Consider the following 18,952-nt stretch of genomic DNA (forward strand, 5'->3'; position numbering starts at 1 on the left):
CTGATTGCCGTTCAGTATGGATTTTTATTCAGTGCAGACCGGGGAACAGCCCACGCAGGCCGTTGGCAAAAATCTGCACTGCAACGGCAGCCAGCAGCAAGCCGAAAATGCGGTTGAGGATATTCAAACCGGTGCGGCCCATGCGCTGGCCGATGGGAACCGCCAGCCGCAGCACGATCCATACCGCAACGCACACAACCATGATGGCAAGAACCACAACGCCCTGATGCAGGAAGCCATCGCCGCTCTGCATGGTGATGATGGTGGCGGAGATGGAACCAGGACCAACCAGCAGCGGCATGGCAATCGGCACCACGCCAACGGCATCGCGCGCACCGGCTTCCGCCGCCTCTTCCGGCGTCTGCTGCTGCGGGCTCATCTGCGCGTTGACCATGCTGAGCGCCATCAGGAACAGCACGATGCCACCGCCGACCTGGAAGGCGGCCAGGCTGGCGCCCAGCAGCCGCAGGATCATGTCACCCGACAAGGCCGAGACCACCAGCACACCGAACACGGCGATGGCCGCCGTGCGCGCGGTCTTCGCCTTCTCGGCCGCCGAGCGGCCTTCCATCAGCATCAGGAAAAGCGGGATCGCCGCGAAGGGATCCAGAATCGAGAACAGCGTGATGGCGTAGCGGATATATTCGAAGCTATCGCGCATACGCCATCCTTTTCGATCCGGTTATTTCTTGTCGACTTCGGGTGCGTGGATGCGGATATGCAGTTCGCGCAGCTGCTTCAGCGTCACTTCGCTGGGCGCCTGCATCATCAGGTCCTGCGCCTGCTGGTTCATCGGGAACAGCACGATCTCGCGGATATTCGGCTCATCGGCCAGCAGCATGACGATGCGGTCGATGCCCGGCGCGATGCCACCATGCGGCGGCGCGCCATACTTGAACGCATTCAGCATGCCGCCGAACTTGCCTTCCACCACTTCGGGGCCATAGCCGGCAATCTCGAACGCCTTGTACATGATTTCCGGCTTGTGATTGCGGATCGCACCCGACGACAGCTCCACGCCGTTGCAGACGATATCGTACTGATAGGCGTTGATGGTCAGCGGATCCTGATTGTTCAGGGCCTCAAGGCCGCCCTGCGGCATCGAGAACGGGTTGTGGCTGAAATCAACCTTCTTGTCGTCCTCGTTATACTCGAACATCGGGAAGTCGACGATCCAGCAGAACTTGAAGACATTCTTCTCGCAGATATCGAGTTCGTCGCCGACGCGGATACGCGCCTGGCCGGCCAGCTTGGCGGCGGCGGCTTCCTTGTCGCAGGCAAAGAAGATGGCATCGCCATCCTTCACATTGCCGAGCTGCTTCAGCTTGGCGATGCGCTCGGCATCCAGGAACTTGGCGATCGGGCCCTTGGCCTCGCCATTGTCAAAGATGATGTAGCCGAGGCCGGCAGCGCCTTCCTGGCGCGCCCAGTCATTCATCTTGTCGAAGAAGCTGCGCGGACGGCCAGCCGCACCCGGCGCCGGAATACCACGCACCACGCCGCCATTCTCGATGCTGCGGGCAAACACGCCGAAGCCCGAGCCACGGAACGCCTCGGTCACATCGGCGAGGATGATCGGGTTGCGCAGGTCCGGCTTGTCGGAGCCGTATTTCAGCATCGATTCACGATACGGGATGCGCGGGAATTCAGCCGGGCCACAATCGCGGCCATTGGCGAATTCCTGGAACACGCCATGGATCACCGGGCCGACGGCGTTGAACACGTCGTCCTGCTCAACGAAGCTCATCTCGACATCGAGCTGGTAGAATTCGCCCGGCGAACGGTCCTTGCGCGCATCTTCATCGCGGAAGCAGGGCGCGATCTGGAAATAGCGGTCGAAGCCCGACACCATGATCAGCTGCTTGAACTGCTGCGGCGCCTGCGGCAGGGCGTAGAACTTGCCGGGATGGATGCGGCTCGGCACCAGGAAGTCACGCGCGCCTTCCGGCGAGGACGCCGTGAGGATCGGGGTCTGGAATTCCATGAAGCCCTGATCGGTCATGCGGCGGCGGATCGAGGAGATCACCTTCGAGCGCAGGATGATGTTGTTGTGCAGGCGCTCGCGGCGCAGATCGAGGAAACGGTACTTGAGGCGGATTTCCTCCGGGTATTCCTGGTCGCCGAATACCGGCATCGGCAATTCCTGCGCCTCGCCCAGCACTTCCACGTCGCTGACCACCAGTTCCACACCGCCGGTCGGCAGATTCGGGTTCACCGTCTCCGCCGTGCGCGCCACCACCTTGCCGGTGACCGCGATGACGAATTCGGAGCGCAGCTTTTCCAGCGCCTTGAAGGCATCCGAGCCGCTCTCGGCCACCACCTGGGTGATGCCGTAATGGTCGCGCAGGTCGATGAACATCAGGTTGCCGTGGTCGCGGCGGCGATGCACCCAGCCGGCCAGTTTGACCGTGGCGCCGACCGATTCAGCGCGCAATTGGCCACAGGTATGGGTGCGGTAGCGGGACATGGGGGAATCCTGAATAAAAGCCGTGAAAACGAAGGGGAACAGTCGCGAAACGGGGGGGAAAGTCAAGCCGCCTGGGGTCGGTTTTTCCCTGCTGATTGTATTGGGTTGTCGCCCTAAGCGTGTTATGAGGGCCGGGATATGAACGCTGATCCGACTCCGATTACCACCACCGACGCCCTGGCCGAATTCTGCGCTTCGCTGAGCCAGGCCGAGTTTGTCACTGTCGATACCGAATTCATGCGGGAAACCACCTTCTGGCCCAAGGTCTGCCTGATCCAGGTGGCCGGCCCGGAGGAAGCCCGGGTGATCGACCCGCTGGCTGACGGCCTCGACATGGCGCCGCTGTTCGAACTGCTGCGGAACAAGAATGTTCTGAAAGTGTTCCATGCGGCCCGGCAGGACCTGGAAATCTTCGTCCGCCAGATGGGCGAAGTGCCCGCCCCCTTGTTTGATACCCAGGTGGCGGCGATGGTCTGTGGCTTCGGCGATCAGGTGTCCTACGAGACCCTGGCCGGCAAGCTGGCCAATGCCCAGATCGACAAAAGCTCGCGCTTCACCGACTGGGCGCGCCGGCCGCTGACCGCGAAGCAGATTCTCTACGCCCTGTCGGACGTGACCTATCTGCGCAAATGCTACGAGAAGCTTTCTGCCAAGCTGCAAAAGAGCGGCCGGGCAGAATGGCTGAACGCCGAGATGGCGACGCTGACCGATCCGGCGACCTATGACCTGGCGCCGATGGATGCCTGGCGCCGCCTCAAGCCGCGCGTCACCCGCCCGGAATACCTTGCCGTGCTGCAGGCCGTGGCGGCCTGGCGCGAGACCGAGGCGCGCCAGCGCGATATCCCGCGCCAGCGCATCCTGCGCGATGAAGCCGCCATGGAAATCGCCGCCCATCCGCCCAAGAGTTCGGAAGACCTCGGCCATATCCGTGGCCTCTCCAAGGGCTTTGCCGAGGGCAAGATGGGCCAGGGCCTGCTCAGCGCCATCGCCGCCCGCATGGAGGCGCCGCGCGACACCTGGCCGCAGATCGAGCGCGAGGCGGAATTGCCGCGCGGCATCGGCCCGATTGTCGAATTGCTGAAAGTGCTGCTGAAGCAGAAATGCGACGAGCATGACGTGGCACAGAAGCTGGTTGCCGCCTCTTCCGACCTCGACAAGATCGCCGCCGATGACAATGCCGATGTGCCGGCCCTGCAAGGCTGGCGCCGCGAATTGTTCGGCAGTGATGCGCTGCGCTTGAAGCGCGGCGAACTGGCGCTGGCCGTGAACGGCAACCGCATCAAGCTGGTCGAACTGAAGAAGTAGGCGGCTCTGTTGCCCAGAGATGCCCGGATCAAGTCCGGGCATGACGTTTTTTATACTCGTCACCCTGGCGAAAGCCAGGGTCCCATTTCATGGCACAAAAATGGGATTCTCGCATGCGCGAGAATGACAAGCAAGGAGAGCAATCACCCTCACCCCTTGGCGATGCGGATATCCCAGCCGCGATTGAGCGCCTTGGCCAGTGCCTCGACGCGGCGCTGCACCTGCTCGCCATCGAGCACGGCGAGCTGTGACGACAATTCCAGCACCAGGTTGCCATTCAGGAAACGCAGGCGGCAATCGCGCAGCAGGCCCGGCACACCGCCGGACAGCGTCTGGCCGAGCCGCAGCCCGAGGCCGATGGCGAGCGCATAATCCGCCTGCCGGGTTTCCAGCATGCGCCAGGCCGGCGAGGCCACCGGATCGCTCACCGTGCCGGCATAGCGCGCGAACACGGCAAGGCCAAGCAGCGCGCGTTCATGCTGGCTGATACCGCCAAACGGCGCATGCAGGATCAGGCCCAAAGCCTGCTCGCCGCGATAATCCGGGTGTACGCGCCAGGCGATATCGGCCAGCATCGCCGCCGCCAGCCGCAGGCGCTTCTCGGCTATGCTTTCCTTCTCGAACAGCGGCGCGATGAAGCGGTCGAGTTCGGCGCCGTGCTCGGCATAGCGGCCCTCGCGCGCCGCCATATGGGCGCAATAGCTCAGCAGCGGATCGAGCGCCTTGGTCGCGTCATCCAGCATCGCATAGGCCAGGCCCTCGCGCAGGCCATGGGCGGAAAACACCACCTGGCTCGGCTGCAATACTTTCAGCAGCCGGCGCATCACCAATGCGGCCAGCGGCAATGAATCCTGGCGGCGGCGCGGCACGCCTTCCATACGGCTGACGGATTCCTTGCCCTGGCGGCCGAGCAGCCGGGTGAATTCCAGCGCCTCGTCACGGCCCATGCTGTATTCGTGAATGATGTGCAGCGGGCTCTGGGTCTGCGCCATATGCACGCGCGCGATGGCGCGCCAGGAGCCGCCCACGGCATAGAGCGGCTTGCCCTGCATGCGTTTGAGCCACGTCACCTCGCCATAGCGGGCGTCGATGAAGGCCTTGGTCTGATTGTAGTTGCCGATACCGCCCAGGCGCAGCGGCCCCAGCGGCAGGGTAACGCTGTCACCGATGCGGCGCTTTTCCACGGCGACCAGTTCCAGGCTGCCGCCACCAAGATCGCCCATCACGCCCTCGGCATCGGGGATGCCGGACAGCACGCCGAGTGCCGAATACTGCGCCTCCTCGGTGCCCGATAGCAGCCGCACCTTCACGCCGGTTTCGCGCTCGATGCGGCTGATGAAATCCGGGCCATTGCTGGCATCGCGCGAGGCGGCGGTGGCCACCACCTGCAACTGCTTCACCTGCATGTGACGCGCCAGCGCCACGAAGCGGCGGATGGTGGCGAGCGCCAGGATGACGCCTTCCTCATGCAGCTTGCCGGTTTCGCCCAGGCCACGGCCCAGGCCGCACAGCACCTTCTCATTGAAGCGCGGGGTGGGCAGGCGCAGAGGCTCGTCGAACACGACGAGGCGCACGGAATTCGAACCGATGTCGATCACACCCAGCGGCAGCAACTCTGCCGCATTCTTGCGGGCGGCGATCGGCGACGGCGCGAAATGAATGGCTGTCATACTATCCAGACTTAAGCTGTAGACGCGGGATCGCGCCCGGCGACTTCAGCGCCTTGCCGCGACCCGAGAGACTGGGGTTGGTCATGAAGTAGGTATGGGCGCTGAAGGCGTCAAGTTTGGCGCTGACGCGCGAATACTTGTCGTCGGCGCCGAGCGACCAGCTCTGCGCCTGGTCCTTCAGGCTGGCAACCATGATCTGGTCCAGCACCTGCTCGCGGACCGTGGGATTGCCCACCGGCACCAGCACTTCGACGCGGCGGTCGAAATTGCGCGGCATCCAGTCCGCCGAGGTGATGAACACCTTGGATTCCGGCGATGGCAGGCCATGGCCATTGCCGAAGCAGATGATGCGCGAATGTTCCAGGAAGCGGCCGATCAGGCTGCGCACTCGGATATTCTCTGAGAGGCCTTTCACGCCCGGCCGCAGGCAGCAGATGCCGCGCACCACCAGATCGATCTGTACGCCGGCCTGGCTGGCGGCATAAAGCGCATCGATGGCCGCCGGATCGACCAGGCTGTTCATCTTGGCCCAGATCGCCGCCGGCCTGCCCGCCTTGGCATGCTCGATTTCGGCATGGATCAGATCAAGCAGGCGCGGCCGCAGCGAGAAGGGCGAAATCGCGATCTGCTTCAACTGCTCCGGCGCGGCATAGCCGGTAAGGAAGTTGAAGATATAAGTGGCGTCGTGGCCGAGATCAGGATCATCGGTGAAGAAGCTCAGGTCGGTATAGACCTTCGCGGTGATCGGATGATAGTTGCCGGTGCCGAAATGCACATAGGTATTGAGCGAGCCGCCCTCGCGGCGCACCACCAGCGAAATCTTGGCATGGGTTTTCAGCTCGATGAAGCCGAACACCACCTGCACGCCGGCGCGCTCCAGGTCGCGCGCCCATTTGATATTCGCCGCCTCGTCGAAACGCGCCTTCAGTTCCACCAGCGCGGTCACCGACTTGCCAGCTTCCGCCGCCTCGATCAGCGCCTTCACGATCGGGCTGTCGTCGGAAGTGCGGTAAAGCGTCTGCTTGATCGCCACCACCTGCGGATCGGCCGCCGCCTGGCGCAGGAACTGCACCACCACGTCGAAGCTCTCATAGGGGTGATGCACCACAAGGTCCTTGTGGCGGATGGCGGCGAAGCAATCGCCGCCGAAATCGCGGATGCGTTCCGGGAAGCGCGCGATGAAGGGCGGGAATTTCAGCTCGGGGATGTCATCCACGATCAGCCGCTTGGTATCGGCGAGGCCGAGCAGGCCATCCACCGGCACCACCGCCTGCGGGCTCACTTCCAGTTCCTCGCAGACGAAGCGGCGCAAATCTTCCGGCATGTCGGCGTTGATCTTGAGGCGGATCACGTTGCCACGGCGGCGGCGCTTCAGCGCCGTCTCGAACAGGCGCACGAGGTCCTCGGCTTCTTCCTCGATTTCAAGATCGCTGTCGCGCGTGATGCGGAACAGGCCATGGCCGATGCTTTCATAGCCCGGAAAGAGCTTGTGCATGAACAGGCCGACCAGATTCTCCAGCGAGACGAAGCGGATCTTCTCGCCCGGCAGGCGGGTGAAGCGATCCACCTGCCCCGGCAGCGGCAGCAGCGCGTTCAGGCTGCGACCGTCACGAATCCGTCGCATTTGCATAACCATCGCGAAACCGAGATTGGGTATGAACGGGAACGGGTGCGCGGGATCGATCGCCAGCGGCGTCAGCACGGGAAAGACATGGGCGAGGAAATAATCCTCAAGCCATTTGCGGTCGTCGTCGGTGAGTTTCTCCGGCTCCAGCACCGCAATGCCGGCCTTCTCCAGTTCAAGGCACAGCTTGCGCCAGCAAGCCTGCTGCTTGGCCATCAGGTCGGCCGCGGCCTCATTGATCAGCACAAGCTGCTGCGCCGGGGTGAGGCCATCCTGGCTGATTTCCTCGACACCCGCCCGCACCTGGCCATAGAGGCCGGCGACGCGGACCATGAAGAATTCATCCAGGTTATTGGCCGAGATGGAGAGGAAGCGCAGCCGCTCCAGCAGCGGGTAGCGCTTGTTGTTGGCTTCCTCCATGACCCGCAGATTGAAAGCCAGCCAGGACAGTTCGCGGTTGATATAGCGTTCGCGCGCCGGCACCGCAGCCACCGCCGGCGGCGGCACGAAGGGCTCTGCGGGGGTGTGGCCGCCCGGGGCAAATTTCTCAAGCGCGGATGGGCTGCTCAACGGCATGTCGGAGTTTCCTGCCTTGTCCGACCGGCCCAGTGGCGGTATGCCAGGGCCCGGTTCGGGTATAGGTGTAACGGCGGAATATGTCAAAGCCGCGACTCCCACCCTGTATCAGACAAATTTTCAGTATTTTTCGTGTAATTCCAAGGAGATTCCCATGTTGCGCCTATGGCTGCTGCGGCACGCTAAATCCGCCTGGGAGGACCCCGGACTGGACGATTTCGCCCGTCCCCTGGCGCCGCGCGGCAAGCGCGCCTGCCGCCGCCTGGCCCGCCACCTGGCCGAGCGCGCGGTGCAGCCCGACCTGGTGCTGTGCTCGCCGGCCCAGCGCACCCGGCAGACCTGGGAGCGCCTGACCAAGCGGCTGGGGCCGGAGATCGAAACCCGCTTCGACCACAGCCTCTATCTCGCCGAAGCCGCCAATCTGCTGGCAACCTTGCGGGCGGCGCCGACCAATTGCCGCGAGTTGATGCTGATCGGCCATAATCCCGGCCTGGAAGACCTGGCCGTCAGGCTATGCGCCAGCGGTGCAGGCGATGCCCTGGAGCGGCTCAAGACGAAATACCCGACAGGCGGCCTGGCCGAGATCAGTTTCGCCATCAAGCGCTGGGCGGATGTGGCTCCGAAGTCGGGTTTTCTGGCAAGCTTCGTCGTACCCGCCATGCTGGATGAAGAAGAGTGACGCCGTGGGCGACATCGTCAACCTGAACAAGGCCCGCAAGGCCAAGGGGCGCGAGCAGAAGGCCACCCAGGCAGCGGCCAACCGCGCCCTGCATGGCATGAGCAAGGCCGAGCGCGAAAAGGCCGCCAAGGAAGCCGAGCGCATCCGCCGCGAGATCGACGGCAAGAAGCTGGACGAATAGCGGCGCTAATTCGCCGCCACCCTGGCCTCACCTTCCTTGAACGGCAGGCCGCGTGCCGCCAGATAGCGTTCCACGTCGGCACCCCAGATTTTCGGATAGAACACCAGGGCATGGCCATCCACGCGCTTGGGCAGGGTGTATTGCCGGTATTCGGCATGGCCGCCGGCCTTGATGAACACCTCGAAATTGCTGCGGTAATAGTCTTCCGAGCAGTAGGAGTCATTCTCGCCATAAAGCCACAGCATGGGCAGTGGCGTGGTGGTGCCGCGCACCATCAGCAGGCGGTCGATATAAGGCGCTGATTTGTAGATCACGCGGTTGCAATCCTCGCCAACCCAGCCGCCGACGAAATTCAGCACGCCACGATAGAGCCCGGGATTGCGGCCGGCATGGGCGACGCTGAGCACGCCACCGCGCGAATGGCCGCCCACCACCACCCGCGAGCGGTCGACGAAGGACATGGCCAGGATCAGATCGGTGGCCGCATCGACATCGCGCAGCGCGCGGTCGGCACCAGGGATCGAGCGCGCTGGCTGGCAGCTATAGCCATCGGAGCGATCCTCGGCAAAGCCTTCGTCATAGACGCCATCCGAGCCGCCACGGCCCCGGCGCGACGGCAGCACCACGGCCCAGCCATGGGCGGTGAACCATTCCGCCAACGGCTTGGGATCGAACACGGCGGCGAAATGCTGCGGGTTGGTGCCCCTGAAGGTGGAGCCATGATGGAAGATCAACGTGGGGAACGGCCCCTTGCCGGCGGGCCGGTAAATCTGCGTCGAGAGGCCGACATATTCGCCGTCCACCATCAACGGCAGGCGGATGGTTTCCTGCGCCTGAGCTTGCGCTTGGGCAGAAACCATCCAAAGCATGGCGAGGCATACTACCGGGAACAGCAGGAAGCGGCAGCGAGAGCGTGGCGCAAGCATGACGATCACCCCGTTTGCATTTGCCTGGGTGATCAGAGTTGGCCGCCGGATTCGGGCCTCGGAACGGCACGAATGAAACCATATTGTGGCATCCGCACCCGCCGAAATAGTGGCGGCCACAATGTTGCCGGATTCCAGCCCCGCCCTATACTGCGCCGCGCCGATGGAACCCGTTACCTCCCCACCCGATCAATCGAAGATGGCTGCCGCTGCCTGGGTGCTCGCGGCCTCGCTCGCCTTCTCGCTGCTCTATGCTTCCGGCAAGCTCACCGGCGGCTTGCTGCCGGCATTGCAGATCGTGTTCATCCGCTATCTTTCCGGCTTCGCCACCGTCTCCGGCATCGCCGCCTATCAGCGCCTGACACCGGCGCGCGCACTCGGCACCGGACGGCGCTGGCTGCATCTGCTGCGCGCCTGCTGCGGCGTGTTCGGCGGCGGCTGCTCGATCTACGGCGCCACCCATATGCCGCTGGCCGATGCCTCGGCGCTGGCGCTGCTGCAGGGCCTGTTCGTGATGCTGCTGGCGGTGCTGCTGCTCGGCGAACGTTTGCGCCGCGCGCAGATCGTGGCGGCCCTGGTCTGCCTAGCCGGTGCCTTCGTCATCGTGCGCGGCAACGCGCCCAATGGCACATTCGGGGGCGGCAGCTTCGCCAACCTGCTCGATCATGGCATCGCGCCGCTGGCGGCGATCCTCGGCGCCCTGCTCACCGCCTGCGAGATCATCCTGATCAAGTATCTGACACGGCATGAAACCATGCTGTCGATGCTGCTGCATGTGAACGGCTTCGCCGTGCTGCTGCTGTTGCCGGCCATGCTGTGGCTGTGGACCGATGCGGATTGGGCCACGCTCGGCGCGCTCTGCCTGCTGGGGCCGATGGCGATCCTGGGGCAGATGTGCAATGTGCGCGCCTACCGCCTTGCCGATGCCGCCTGGCTGGCGCCGTTCGGCTACAGTTCCGTGGCCTTCGGCGCGCTGATCGGCTGGATCGCCTTCCGTGACCTGCCGGGTGCCGCCACCTGGGCCGGTGCCGGCCTGATCATCGGCGGCTGCCTGCTGCTGGTGCGGCGCGGCTAGCCGGCGCCTTCTGCTTCCAGCAGCTTGCGCGCCAGGGCGATGGTGACGGCGCGCTGCTCGGCCAAAGCCGCCGCATCCAGCCGTGCCACCCAATGGCGCGCGGCATGAAACGACCGCTCGATGCGCGGCAGCAGATAGGCAATCACATCCTGGCCGACGATCAGTTGGCGGTCAGCAAACAGCTTCACCATCACGGCGCCGAGCAAGGCATCATCCGGTGGCGCGATGGCAGCCACCGGCATCGCTTTAAGCCGCGACGCAAGATCCGGCAACGCCACGCCCCATGCTGCGGGTGGCGCGGCAGCCAACAGCAGCAGGCCATGGCCGCGCTCGCGCATCAGGTTGATCAGGTGGAACAAAGCCGCCGGCTCCACTGTCGCCGCTTCGGCAGCGCCTTCCAGCACCAGGGGGCCCTGTGCCAAGGCATCGACGCTATCGACACGCAGATCGGCAGACGCCGCGAACCGCGCACCCGCACGCGCCGCCCAGATATGGCCCAGATGGGTTTTGCCGCTGCCTTCCGGGCCATGCAGCACCAGGATGCCGTTCGGCCAGTCGGGCCAGCGGTCGAGCCAGGCCAGCGCGGTTTCATTGCCCGGCGCGATGAGGAAATCCTCCCGCGCCCAGGAAACCGGCAGCGCGAGGCCGAGCGTCAACTGCGATTTGGTCATGGTCCGGGAGGAGAGCCGGCTGGCGGTTCGGGCAGAGTAGCAGCCTGGGCATCAGCCTTGGGCGGACCGCCATGATAGAGCGCGCTGGTGCGGTAGCGTTCCAGCGTGAAGCGGGTCAGCACGCCGATCACGGCGCAGACCGGCACGGCGATGAGCATGCCGACGAAGCCGAACAATGCGCCACCGGCGAACAGACCGAACATGATCCACACCGGATGCAGGCCGACACGGTCGCCGACCAGCTTGGGCGTGAGGAAATTACCCTCGATGAACTGCCCGATGCCGAACACGGCGGCGACGATGGCGATCATCGTCCAGTCAGGCCAGAACTGCACCAGGGCCACACCCATGCTGATGGTGAAGCCGAGTATCGTGCCGACATAAGGAATGAACGATACCGCGCCGGCACCCAGGCCGATGACCAGGCCGAAATCCAGGCCGACCAGCGACAGGCCGATGCCGTAGAAGCTGCCCAGCGCGAGGCAGACCATCATCTGCCCGCGCACGAAGCCGGCCAGCACGCCATCGATGGCGCGGGCCTGGGCGCGGATCACCTCGGCCTGACGGCGCGGCAGATGCTCGTCGATGCGCGCCAGCATGGTGTCCCAGTCGCGCAGCAGATAGAACGACACCACCGGCGTCACCACCAGCAGCGACAGCAGGCTGAGCACCGCCTGGCCGCCGCCCAGCACACCGGCCACCAGCTTGCTGAGCACGCTGGCAGCCTCGCCGGCATGCTGGCCGATGGCGGCTTTCACATCCAGCTTCAGCGGGATGCCGAATTGCTGCGCCAGTTCCATCAGGTTCGGCAGCAGGTTGTTGCGGAAGCTGTCGACATAGCCGGGCAAGCGGCTCATGAAGCCATTGAGCTGGCTCACCAGCACCGGCACCAGGGCAATCACCACCAGCAGCAGCACCAGGAAGAACACCCCGGTGATCAGCGCCGTGGCGACGGTGCGACTGACGCCCTTGGCTTCCAGGCGGTCGGCCACCGGATCAAGCAGATAGGCCACCGCCATGGCGGCGACGAAAGGCAGCATCACCGAGCTTAACGCCATCAGCACCAGCAGGAAGCTGGCGATGATCAGCACCCAGATGGCGATATGCTGCTGCCGGCTCATGGTTTCAGCGTCCCGCGCAGGCCGAGTTCCCAGAAGCCGTCACGCTGGCGCAATTCCACATCCTTCTGCGCCAGGGCGACACTGAGCTGCTGCGGCTCGCCGAAGAAGCCGAGATGCACCTGGGCATCGCGATGGGTCAACCGCAATACTTCGATGCGGCGGATCGAGGGGATTTCGGCCAGGCGGTCGCGCAGCTTCACCCAATCGGCCAGATTCTTGAACCCGGCGGCGGCACTGATCTGGCCGGGCTTGTCGAGATCAAGCCGCGTGGCGCGCTTCCAGCGGTTCTCGACCCGGCGGGCCAGTTCGGTGGCAGCGGCGCTCAGCGCCTCCTCCACCGTGGCGCCCTGGGTGGCGAATGGCTCCAGCCGGTCGGTGCTGGCTTCGCCCGCATCGAAATACGGGAAAATCTCCACCCGCGCGCCGCTGCCTTCGGGCGAAACCGGGCTGGCCGCCACCACCAGCGTATCGCCGGCATTGCGCTGGCGGGCCAGATTGGTGAGCTGCGCGCTATCCACCAGCAGGCGGTCGATCGGCAACGCTTCCGGCGCCGTGCTGGCTTCCGCGATCACGAACGGCACCAGGCCATCCGGCTCGGCGCGGCGCTTCCAGGCATCGCGCCAGGGATTATCGGCTTCCCACAGCTTTGCCCCTTCCGCCGTCTGCCACACCGGCAGCACCAGCACCGGGCGGCTCTGCACCTCGGCATAGCCCAGGCGTAAATTCTGCAATAGGTGGCGCACCGCATCGGGCCGGAACCGCACGGTGATGCGGCCAAGATAGCGCGTGGCCGAGGCGCGTTCCTCGTCGATCTCGAAGCCCGCAATGGTGTCGTTCAGCAAAGCCTCGGTCGGCTGCGGCAGGCGGCCACGGTCTTCGATCAGGGTCAGGCGCTGCAAAAGCTGGCTGAAGGCGCGGCGCTGGCCTTGCGCCAGGGCAATGGGCCGGGCGGCGGCGCTACTATCGGCGGAGGCATCCACGGCCACGCCGCTGACGACGAAAACCGAGGCTGACTGGGCGATCGGTTGGGCTTGGGCCGTGGTTTGCGCCTGGGCAGCGGAAAGCGGGCAAAAAGCCAGCGAAACCGCGAGCATGAGCGCAGCAGGGGCGGTGCGCCATGGCATGGCGGAGGGGGGCATACGGGGCATTGCAAATGGGGGTGAAATGGCTATGGTGGCGCCGTCAAATCTAGCCGATATGTGAGGGCGCCATCAACACGTCGCCGCTTTATAAAGCCGCTGGTGTCGATATCGATGCTGGCGAGGCTCTCGTCGATGCCATCAAGCCGCTGGCCGCCTCCACCCGCCGCACGGGTGCCGATGCCTCGTTGGGCGGTTTTGGCGCGCTGTTCGACCTCAAGGCCGCCGGGTTCCAGGACCCGATCCTGGTTTCCTCGACAGACGGCGTCGGCACCAAGCTGAAAATCGCCATCGAGACCGGCCGGCATGACGGCGTCGGCATCGACCTCGTCGCCATGGTGGTGAACGACATCCTGGTGCAGGGCGCCGAGCCGCTGTTCTTCCTCGACTATTACGCCACCGGCAAGCTGGAAGTGGATGTCGCCAAGCGCGTCGTCGCCGGTATCGCCGAGGGCTGCCGCCAGGCCGGTTGCGCCCTGATCGGCGGCGAAACCGCCGAAATGCCGGGCATGTATGCCGCCAAGGATTACGACCTCGCCGGCTTCGCCGTCGGCGCCGCCGAGCGTGGCCGGCTGCTGCCCCAGGATGTGAAGCCGGGCGACGCGCTGCTGGGCATCGCCTCCTCGGGCGTACATTCCAACGGCTTCTCGCTGGTGCGCAAGGTGATCGCCGATAACGGCCTGCATTTCGAAAGCCCGGCGCCCTTCAATACGGCCAAGCCGCTGGCCGATATCCTGATGGTGCCGACCCGCATCTATATCAAAAGCTGCATGCCGCTGGTGCGTTCCGGCCAGATCAAGGCCATGGCGCATATCACCGGCGGCGGCCTCACCGAGAATATCCCGCGCGTGCTGCCCGATGGCACCCGGGCGGTGGTGGATGCCTCGGCCTGGACCCTGCCGCCGGTATTCAAATGGCTGAAGGCGGCGGGCAAGATCAGCGACACCGAAATGGCCCGCGCCTTCAATTGCGGCATCGGCCTTGTGGTGGCTGTTGCCGCCGATCAGGCCGATGCGGTGGCCAAGGCGCTCACTGCTGCCGGCGAAACCGTGGCAAAGATCGGCCATATTGAGGCGCTGCCTGACGCCAAGGCCGAGCCCTATACCGACATGATAAACATGGCGGGCGCCTGGAACTGACCATGAGTCAGGCCGGCACCACGCCAGGCGGCATTAAGCCAGGCGACATCAAACCAGTCGGCATCCTGATTTCCGGGCGCGGCAGCAACATGGCCGCGCTGATCGAAGCGGCGAAGCAGCCCGGCTATCCCGCCCGTATCGCCGTGGTGATTGCCAACCGCGCCGATGCCGAGGGCCTCACTATTGCGCAGGCCGCCGGCATCGCCACCGAAGTGATCCCGAGCAAGGGCAAGGAACGCGCCGCCTTCGATGCCGAACTGGATGCGGCGCTCAAGCGCCACGGCATCGAGATCGTCTGCCTCGCCGGCTTCATGCGCCTGCTCACGCCCGGCTTCGTTGAAGGCTGGCAGGGCCGCATGATCAACATCCATCCCTCATTGCTGCCGGCCTTCAAGGGCACGCGCGTGCATGAACGGGTGATCGAAAGCGGCACGCGGATCACCGGCTGCAGCGTGCATTTCGTGGTGCCCGAAATGGACGAAGGCCCGGTCATCCTCCAGGCCGAAGTGCCGGTGCCCGATGGCGTGACACCCGAGCAGCTCGCCGACCTGGTGCTGCTCGAAGAACACAAACTCTATCCGCAGGCGCTACGGCTGCTGGCGGAGGGCAAGCTGCGGGTTGAGGACAATCAAGTGCAAGTGCAGTAAAGGGCCAAATCTACATATTCGCGGGGAGATCGATGAACAAAAAATACCAAGTGTTTATATCATCGACGTTTCGCGATCTCGCTGAAGAGCGCCAGGCGATCACAAAGATGATCCTTGATCTCGGCCACATCCCCTCAGGTATGGAACTATTCCCTGCCGCCGACATTGAGCAATTCACTTACATTAAGCGTGTCATAGATGAATGCGATTACTACGTCTTAATCATCGGCGCGCGATACGGCTCAGTTGACAATGATGGGATCAGCTTTACGGAGCGGGAGTATGACTATGCGGTCGAAACGGGGAAAACCGTTCTCGCATTCATCCACAACGACACTAATAATATTGTCGTCGGCAAAACCGACACAGCACCAGAAATTATCGCCAAGCTGGAGATATTTCGCAGCAAGGTGAGTACCGGCCGCCTAGTGAAATTCTGGAACACCCGCGAAAATCTACAGGCACATTTCGCTGTTTCGTTTATTGCAGCAACCAGCCAATTCCCTGCTATCGGCTGGATTCGCGGCAATGCCGTAGCTAGCGAGGACCTTCTGGGTCAACTGAATGCGCTACGAGATCAAAAAGACGCTTTAACAAATGAGGTTATGCAGTTGCGCTCACTTGCTCACCCCCGCCTTGATGGGTTGGCGGGAATCGATGACAAGTTCACAATTACATGTAACTGGACATACACATATCATGGCAACCTGCGTCAAAAAAGCGAGCAGGTCACAATGACATGGCGTGAAATATTTATTGGTGCATGTTCCCAACTCGTTAGCCCAAAAACTCCTGAGATCGTGAAAATTTCCCTGCAAAAATATATTGCTGAAACTCATGATTATATTTCGGACTACGCGAAGATTACTGACGCTCAGTTTAGTCAGATAAAATTTCATTTAATGGCGCTTGGCTTGACGAAGCTTAGTTCTCGTCAAACCGTAAAGGGCGGACTTCACGAATTTATGGCCCTCACCAATGCAGGCACTCTCCGTCTCCAAGAATCTCTCGCGGTACGAAAGGCATAGGCCAGTGTAAGTGATGGGTCGTCAGATATGAGACTTTTGATATTTTGGACTTTGAATCTCTCATGCTTACACGAGCGAGGGTACAGCAAACGGATCGACTGGATTCCCGCCTTAGCGCGAACGATGACGGAGCGCAGCAAAAAAAAGGCCCGGCATCGCTGCCGGGCCTTTCTTGATTCAGTGATGCTGAAAGTTCAGCCGACCAGTTCGAGGCCGGAGAAGAAGTAGGCGATCTCGACGGCGGCGGTTTCGGCGGCATCCGAGCCATGCACCGAGTTGGCTTCGATGCTCTCGGCGAATTCCTTGCGGATGGTGCCCGGCGCGGCATTGGCCGGGTTGGTGGCGCCCATCACTTCGCGGTACTTGGCAATGGCGCCTTCGCCTTCCAGCACCTGCACGACCACCGGGCCGGAGATCATGAAGCTGACCAGATCGTTGAAGAACGGACGCGCCTTGTGCACGCCGTAGAAGGTCTCGGCCTGGGCCTTGCTCATCTGGATGCGCTTCTGCGCCACGATGCTCAGGCCGGCCTTTTCGATCACGGCATTGATCGCGCCGGTCAGGTTACGGCGGGTGGCGTCCGGCTTGATGATGGAAAAGGTGCGCTCGATGGCCATGGGATTGGTCCTTAAATCCGTTTGGTGGGTGTTGGCTAAAAATCGGTGGCGGGTATATAGAGGCTCCGCCCGAAAGCCGCAACCCGCCCGGTTAGCGTCCCGGCCCCCCGCAAAACCCGGCCACCCTCCCCGGCCAGACTTATAAGTAACTGGAAATGCTTGTTTTTCGCGACCTGACCTACCGCATTGCCGGCCGTGTACTGCTCGACCAGGTGTCGGCGACGATCCCGGCTGGGCATAAAGTGGGCCTGGTGGGGCGCAACGGCACCGGCAAATCGACGCTGTTCAAGATCATCACCGGGGATTTGCAGACCGAAACCGGCGGCGTGGAACTGCCCACTGACTGCAAGATCGCCAAGCTGCCGCAGGAGCCGCCGGGCGGCGCGCAGAGCCCGATTGCCTATGTGCTGGCCGCCGATACCGAGCGCGAAGCCCTGCTGATCGAGGCCGAGGAACTGGAAGAGTCTTCCAGCATGGAAGATGCCGAGCGCATCGCCGCCGTACACATGCGGCTGGCCGAGATCGACGCCCATGCAGCACCAGCCCGCGCCGCTGTCATCCTCGCGGGCCTGGGCTTCGACGAAGAGATGCAGAACCGCGCGCTGGATACCTTCTCGGGCGGCTGGCGCATGCGCGTGGCCCTGGCCGGCTGCCTGTTCGCCGAGCCTGACCTGCTGCTGCTCGACGAGCCGACCAATCATCTCGACCTCGAAGCCTCGCTGTGGCTTGAAGGCTATCTGAAAACCTATCCGCGCACGTTTCTGCTGATCAGCCATGACCGGCATTTCCTGAACTCGGCCATCGAACATATCCTGCATATCGACAACACCAAGCTGGTGCTCTATCGCGGCAATTACGACACCTTCGAGGCCGAGCGCCGCGCCCGCATGGAGCAGCAGAATGCTTTCGCCGCGCGCCAGGCCGAGCAGCGCAAGCATATGGAGGATTTCGTCAACCGCTTCCGCGCCAAGGCGTCGAAAGCGCGCCAGGCGCAAAGCCGCCTGAAGATGCTGGCGAAGATGCAGCCCATCGCGGCCGCCGTGGAAGACCCCAACGTGATCTTCCGCCTGCCCGACCCGGAGGAATTGCCGCCGCCGCTGATCGTGCTGGACAACCTGACGGCGGGTTACGCCGCCGATAAGCCGGTGCTGCGCCATCTCGATATGCGCATCGACATGGAAGACCGCATCGCCATGCTCGGCGCCAATGGCAATGGCAAATCCACGCTCGCCAAGATTCTGGCCGGCACGCTGAAGCCGCAGGCCGGCAAGCTGCAACGCTCCGGCAAGCTGCGCGTCGGCTATTTCGCCCAGGACCAGGACGATATCCTGGATGAGAACCGCACACCGGTGGAGCATCTGCAGGACCTGATGGAAAAGGCCACCATCGAGCAGCTGCGCACGCGCTTGGGCAGTTTCGGCCTGGTGCGCGACAAGGCGCAGACTGTCGCCGGCAAGCTTTCCGGCGGCGAGCGCGCGCGCCTGCTGTTCGCCATGGTGACGCATCACGCGCCGCATCTGCTGATCCTCGACGAGCCGACCAACCACCTGGACATGGATACCCGCGATGCGCTGGTGCAGGCGGTGAACGAGTTCAAGGGCGCGGTGATCCTGGTGAGCCATGACCGCCACATGGCGGAAGCCTGCGCCGACCGCTTCTGGCTGGTGGGCGACGGCACGGTGAAGGATTTCGACGGCGACCTCGACGATTACGCCAAGCTGCTGGCCGACAGGCGCCGCGCGGCTGCCAGCGTGAAGCTGAAGGGCGGCGCCGGTGCTACTGCCGCCGCGCCCGCCGCCGACCGCAAGGCGGACCGCAAGGCCGCTGCCGCCGCACGCCAGGCGCTCGCCCCGCTGCGCGTCGCCGTGCATAACGCGGAAAAAGCCACCGCCAAGCTCAGCGCCGAGAAGATGCGCCTGGATGCCATGCTGGCCGACCCGGACACCTACACCAAGCTCAGCCCGGCGAAGCAGACCGAGTTGCAGAAGCAGCATGGCGATGTGGCGAAGAAGCTGGAAGCCGCCGAAGAAGCCTGGCTCGATGCCCAGGCCAAGCTGGAAGCAGCCCAGGCTGAGGATGCGGCGTGA

The 18,952-nt window shown here is 63.7% G+C and carries 17 protein-coding genes; 8 read left to right on the forward strand and 9 right to left on the reverse strand.

Going from position 1 to position 18,952, the window contains the following annotated elements:
- Positions 1-28: 28 nt before the first annotated feature.
- Both ACQY7X_RS21230 and aspS read right to left on the reverse strand, forming a co-directional pair.
- Positions 29-661 carry a MarC family protein gene (locus tag ACQY7X_RS21230; protein WP_428247492.1) on the reverse strand — a complete coding sequence of 211 codons (633 nt, stop codon included), beginning with the start codon at positions 659-661 and terminating at the stop codon, positions 29-31.
- A gap of 21 nt (positions 662-682) precedes the next feature.
- A complete protein-coding gene (gene aspS / locus ACQY7X_RS21235) occupies positions 683-2,467 on the reverse strand; it encodes an aspartate--tRNA ligase (protein WP_428247493.1) in 1,785 nt (594 codons plus the stop codon).
- Positions 2,468-2,605: 138 nt separating this feature from the next.
- Here aspS and rnd point away from each other — a divergent pair, with 138 nt between their 5' ends.
- Positions 2,606-3,772 (forward strand): ribonuclease D, encoded by a 1,167-nt coding sequence (gene rnd / locus ACQY7X_RS21240; protein WP_428247494.1) that lies wholly within the window; start codon positions 2,606-2,608, stop codon positions 3,770-3,772.
- 149 nt (positions 3,773-3,921) lie between these two features.
- Here rnd and ACQY7X_RS21245 read toward each other — a convergent pair whose 3' ends face one another.
- Together ACQY7X_RS21245 and ACQY7X_RS21250 are read right to left on the reverse strand one after the other, a co-directional pair.
- Positions 3,922-5,442: a Ppx/GppA family phosphatase gene (locus ACQY7X_RS21245; RefSeq protein WP_428247495.1), complete on the reverse strand. Its 1,521-nt coding sequence runs from the start codon at positions 5,440-5,442 to the stop codon at positions 3,922-3,924.
- A 1-nt stretch (position 5,443) separates the two neighbouring features.
- A complete protein-coding gene (locus ACQY7X_RS21250) occupies positions 5,444-7,642 on the reverse strand; it encodes an RNA degradosome polyphosphate kinase (RefSeq protein ID WP_428247496.1) in 2,199 nt (732 codons plus the stop codon).
- Positions 7,643-7,796: 154 nt separating this feature from the next.
- On the opposite strand from ACQY7X_RS21250, the gene ACQY7X_RS21255 reads away from it, so the two are divergent.
- Entirely contained in the window at positions 7,797-8,321 is a 525-nt protein-coding gene (locus tag ACQY7X_RS21255; protein WP_428247497.1) for a SixA phosphatase family protein, read from the forward strand.
- A 4-nt stretch (positions 8,322-8,325) separates the two neighbouring features.
- Positions 8,326-8,502 (forward strand): DUF4169 family protein, encoded by a 177-nt coding sequence (locus ACQY7X_RS21260; protein ID WP_428247498.1) that lies wholly within the window; start codon positions 8,326-8,328, stop codon positions 8,500-8,502.
- Between the two features lie 5 nt (positions 8,503-8,507).
- Here the strand turns inward: ACQY7X_RS21260 and ACQY7X_RS21265 are convergent, their stop codons facing one another.
- Positions 8,508-9,428 carry an alpha/beta hydrolase family protein gene (locus tag ACQY7X_RS21265; RefSeq protein WP_428247499.1) on the reverse strand — a complete coding sequence of 307 codons (921 nt, stop codon included), beginning with the start codon at positions 9,426-9,428 and terminating at the stop codon, positions 8,508-8,510.
- Between the two features lie 121 nt (positions 9,429-9,549).
- Between ACQY7X_RS21265 and ACQY7X_RS21270 the strand changes: the two genes are divergently transcribed.
- Positions 9,550-10,503 (forward strand): DMT family transporter, encoded by a 954-nt coding sequence (locus tag ACQY7X_RS21270; RefSeq protein ID WP_428247500.1) that lies wholly within the window; start codon positions 9,550-9,552, stop codon positions 10,501-10,503.
- Here the strand turns inward: ACQY7X_RS21270 and ACQY7X_RS21275 are convergent.
- From ACQY7X_RS21275 to ACQY7X_RS21285, 3 genes are read right to left on the reverse strand one after another with little or no spacing between them, the layout of a single operon-like run.
- Positions 10,500-11,174, reverse strand: coding sequence for an HdaA/DnaA family protein (locus tag ACQY7X_RS21275; RefSeq protein WP_428247501.1), 675 nt, complete (start codon positions 11,172-11,174; stop codon positions 10,500-10,502). The two genes, ACQY7X_RS21270 and ACQY7X_RS21275, sit on opposite strands and share 4 nt — an antisense overlap.
- Complete coding sequence (locus ACQY7X_RS21280) at positions 11,171-12,295, reverse strand: AI-2E family transporter (RefSeq protein ID WP_428247502.1); 1,125 nt, start codon at positions 12,293-12,295, stop codon at positions 11,171-11,173. Before ACQY7X_RS21280 ends, ACQY7X_RS21275 begins: the two co-directional genes overlap by 4 nt.
- Entirely contained in the window at positions 12,292-13,389 is a 1,098-nt protein-coding gene (locus tag ACQY7X_RS21285) for a DUF2066 domain-containing protein (RefSeq protein WP_428247503.1), read from the reverse strand. The genes ACQY7X_RS21280 and ACQY7X_RS21285 overlap by 4 nt, the downstream gene beginning before the upstream one ends.
- Positions 13,390-13,490: 101 nt before the next feature.
- Here ACQY7X_RS21285 and purM point away from each other — a divergent pair, with 101 nt between their 5' ends.
- Genes purM through ACQY7X_RS21300 form a run of 3 tightly spaced genes read left to right on the forward strand, consistent with a single transcriptional unit; the run spans position 13,491 to position 16,248 of the window.
- The gene (gene purM, locus ACQY7X_RS21290; protein WP_428250085.1) at positions 13,491-14,573 is read left to right on the forward strand and encodes a phosphoribosylformylglycinamidine cyclo-ligase; all 1,083 of its coding nucleotides are present in this window, start codon (positions 13,491-13,493) and stop codon (positions 14,571-14,573) included.
- 2 nt (positions 14,574-14,575) lie between these two features.
- On the forward strand, positions 14,576-15,220 hold the full coding sequence (purN, locus tag ACQY7X_RS21295; RefSeq protein WP_428247504.1) for a phosphoribosylglycinamide formyltransferase: 645 nt from the start codon (positions 14,576-14,578) through the stop codon (positions 15,218-15,220).
- A 32-nt stretch (positions 15,221-15,252) separates the two neighbouring features.
- Positions 15,253-16,248, forward strand: coding sequence for a DUF4062 domain-containing protein (locus tag ACQY7X_RS21300; protein ID WP_428247505.1), 996 nt, complete (start codon positions 15,253-15,255; stop codon positions 16,246-16,248).
- Between the two features lie 194 nt (positions 16,249-16,442).
- Here ACQY7X_RS21300 and ndk read toward each other — a convergent pair whose 3' ends face one another.
- Positions 16,443-16,865: a nucleoside-diphosphate kinase gene (ndk, locus tag ACQY7X_RS21305; protein WP_428247506.1), complete on the reverse strand. Its 423-nt coding sequence runs from the start codon at positions 16,863-16,865 to the stop codon at positions 16,443-16,445.
- A 155-nt stretch (positions 16,866-17,020) separates the two neighbouring features.
- Between ndk and ACQY7X_RS21310 the strand changes: the two genes are divergently transcribed.
- Positions 17,021-18,952 carry an ABC-F family ATP-binding cassette domain-containing protein gene (locus ACQY7X_RS21310; RefSeq protein WP_428247507.1) on the forward strand — a complete coding sequence of 644 codons (1,932 nt, stop codon included), beginning with the start codon at positions 17,021-17,023 and terminating at the stop codon, positions 18,950-18,952.

This window comes from Ferrovibrio sp. (assembly GCF_965278975.1).
Taxonomy (GTDB): domain Bacteria; phylum Pseudomonadota; class Alphaproteobacteria; order Ferrovibrionales; family Ferrovibrionaceae; genus Ferrovibrio.

Excerpts from the sequence above, each read along its gene's own strand:
- ACQY7X_RS21275 (WP_428247501.1), bottom strand. The coding sequence starts at position 11,174 with ATGACCAAATCGCAGTTGACGCTCGGCCTCGCGCTGCCGGTTTCCTGG.
- ACQY7X_RS21250 (WP_428247496.1), bottom strand. The coding sequence starts at position 7,642 with ATGCCGTTGAGCAGCCCATCCGCGCTTGAGAAATTTGCCCCGGGCGGC.
- ACQY7X_RS21230 (WP_428247492.1), bottom strand. The coding sequence starts at position 661 with ATGCGCGATAGCTTCGAATATATCCGCTACGCCATCACGCTGTTCTCG.
- ACQY7X_RS21310 (WP_428247507.1), top strand. The coding sequence starts at position 17,021 with ATGCTTGTTTTTCGCGACCTGACCTACCGCATTGCCGGCCGTGTACTG.
- aspS (WP_428247493.1), bottom strand. The coding sequence starts at position 2,467 with ATGTCCCGCTACCGCACCCATACCTGTGGCCAATTGCGCGCTGAATCG.
- ndk (WP_428247506.1), bottom strand. The coding sequence starts at position 16,865 with ATGGCCATCGAGCGCACCTTTTCCATCATCAAGCCGGACGCCACCCGC.
- purN (WP_428247504.1), top strand. The coding sequence starts at position 14,576 with ATGAGTCAGGCCGGCACCACGCCAGGCGGCATTAAGCCAGGCGACATC.
- rnd (WP_428247494.1), top strand. The coding sequence starts at position 2,606 with ATGAACGCTGATCCGACTCCGATTACCACCACCGACGCCCTGGCCGAA.
- ACQY7X_RS21245 (WP_428247495.1), bottom strand. The coding sequence starts at position 5,442 with ATGACAGCCATTCATTTCGCGCCGTCGCCGATCGCCGCCCGCAAGAAT.
- ACQY7X_RS21265 (WP_428247499.1), bottom strand. The coding sequence starts at position 9,428 with ATGCTTGCGCCACGCTCTCGCTGCCGCTTCCTGCTGTTCCCGGTAGTA.
- ACQY7X_RS21285 (WP_428247503.1), bottom strand. The coding sequence starts at position 13,389 with ATGCTCGCGGTTTCGCTGGCTTTTTGCCCGCTTTCCGCTGCCCAGGCG.
- ACQY7X_RS21280 (WP_428247502.1), bottom strand. The coding sequence starts at position 12,295 with ATGAGCCGGCAGCAGCATATCGCCATCTGGGTGCTGATCATCGCCAGC.
- ACQY7X_RS21300 (WP_428247505.1), top strand. The coding sequence starts at position 15,253 with ATGAACAAAAAATACCAAGTGTTTATATCATCGACGTTTCGCGATCTC.
- ACQY7X_RS21255 (WP_428247497.1), top strand. The coding sequence starts at position 7,797 with ATGTTGCGCCTATGGCTGCTGCGGCACGCTAAATCCGCCTGGGAGGAC.
- ACQY7X_RS21270 (WP_428247500.1), top strand. The coding sequence starts at position 9,550 with ATGTTGCCGGATTCCAGCCCCGCCCTATACTGCGCCGCGCCGATGGAA.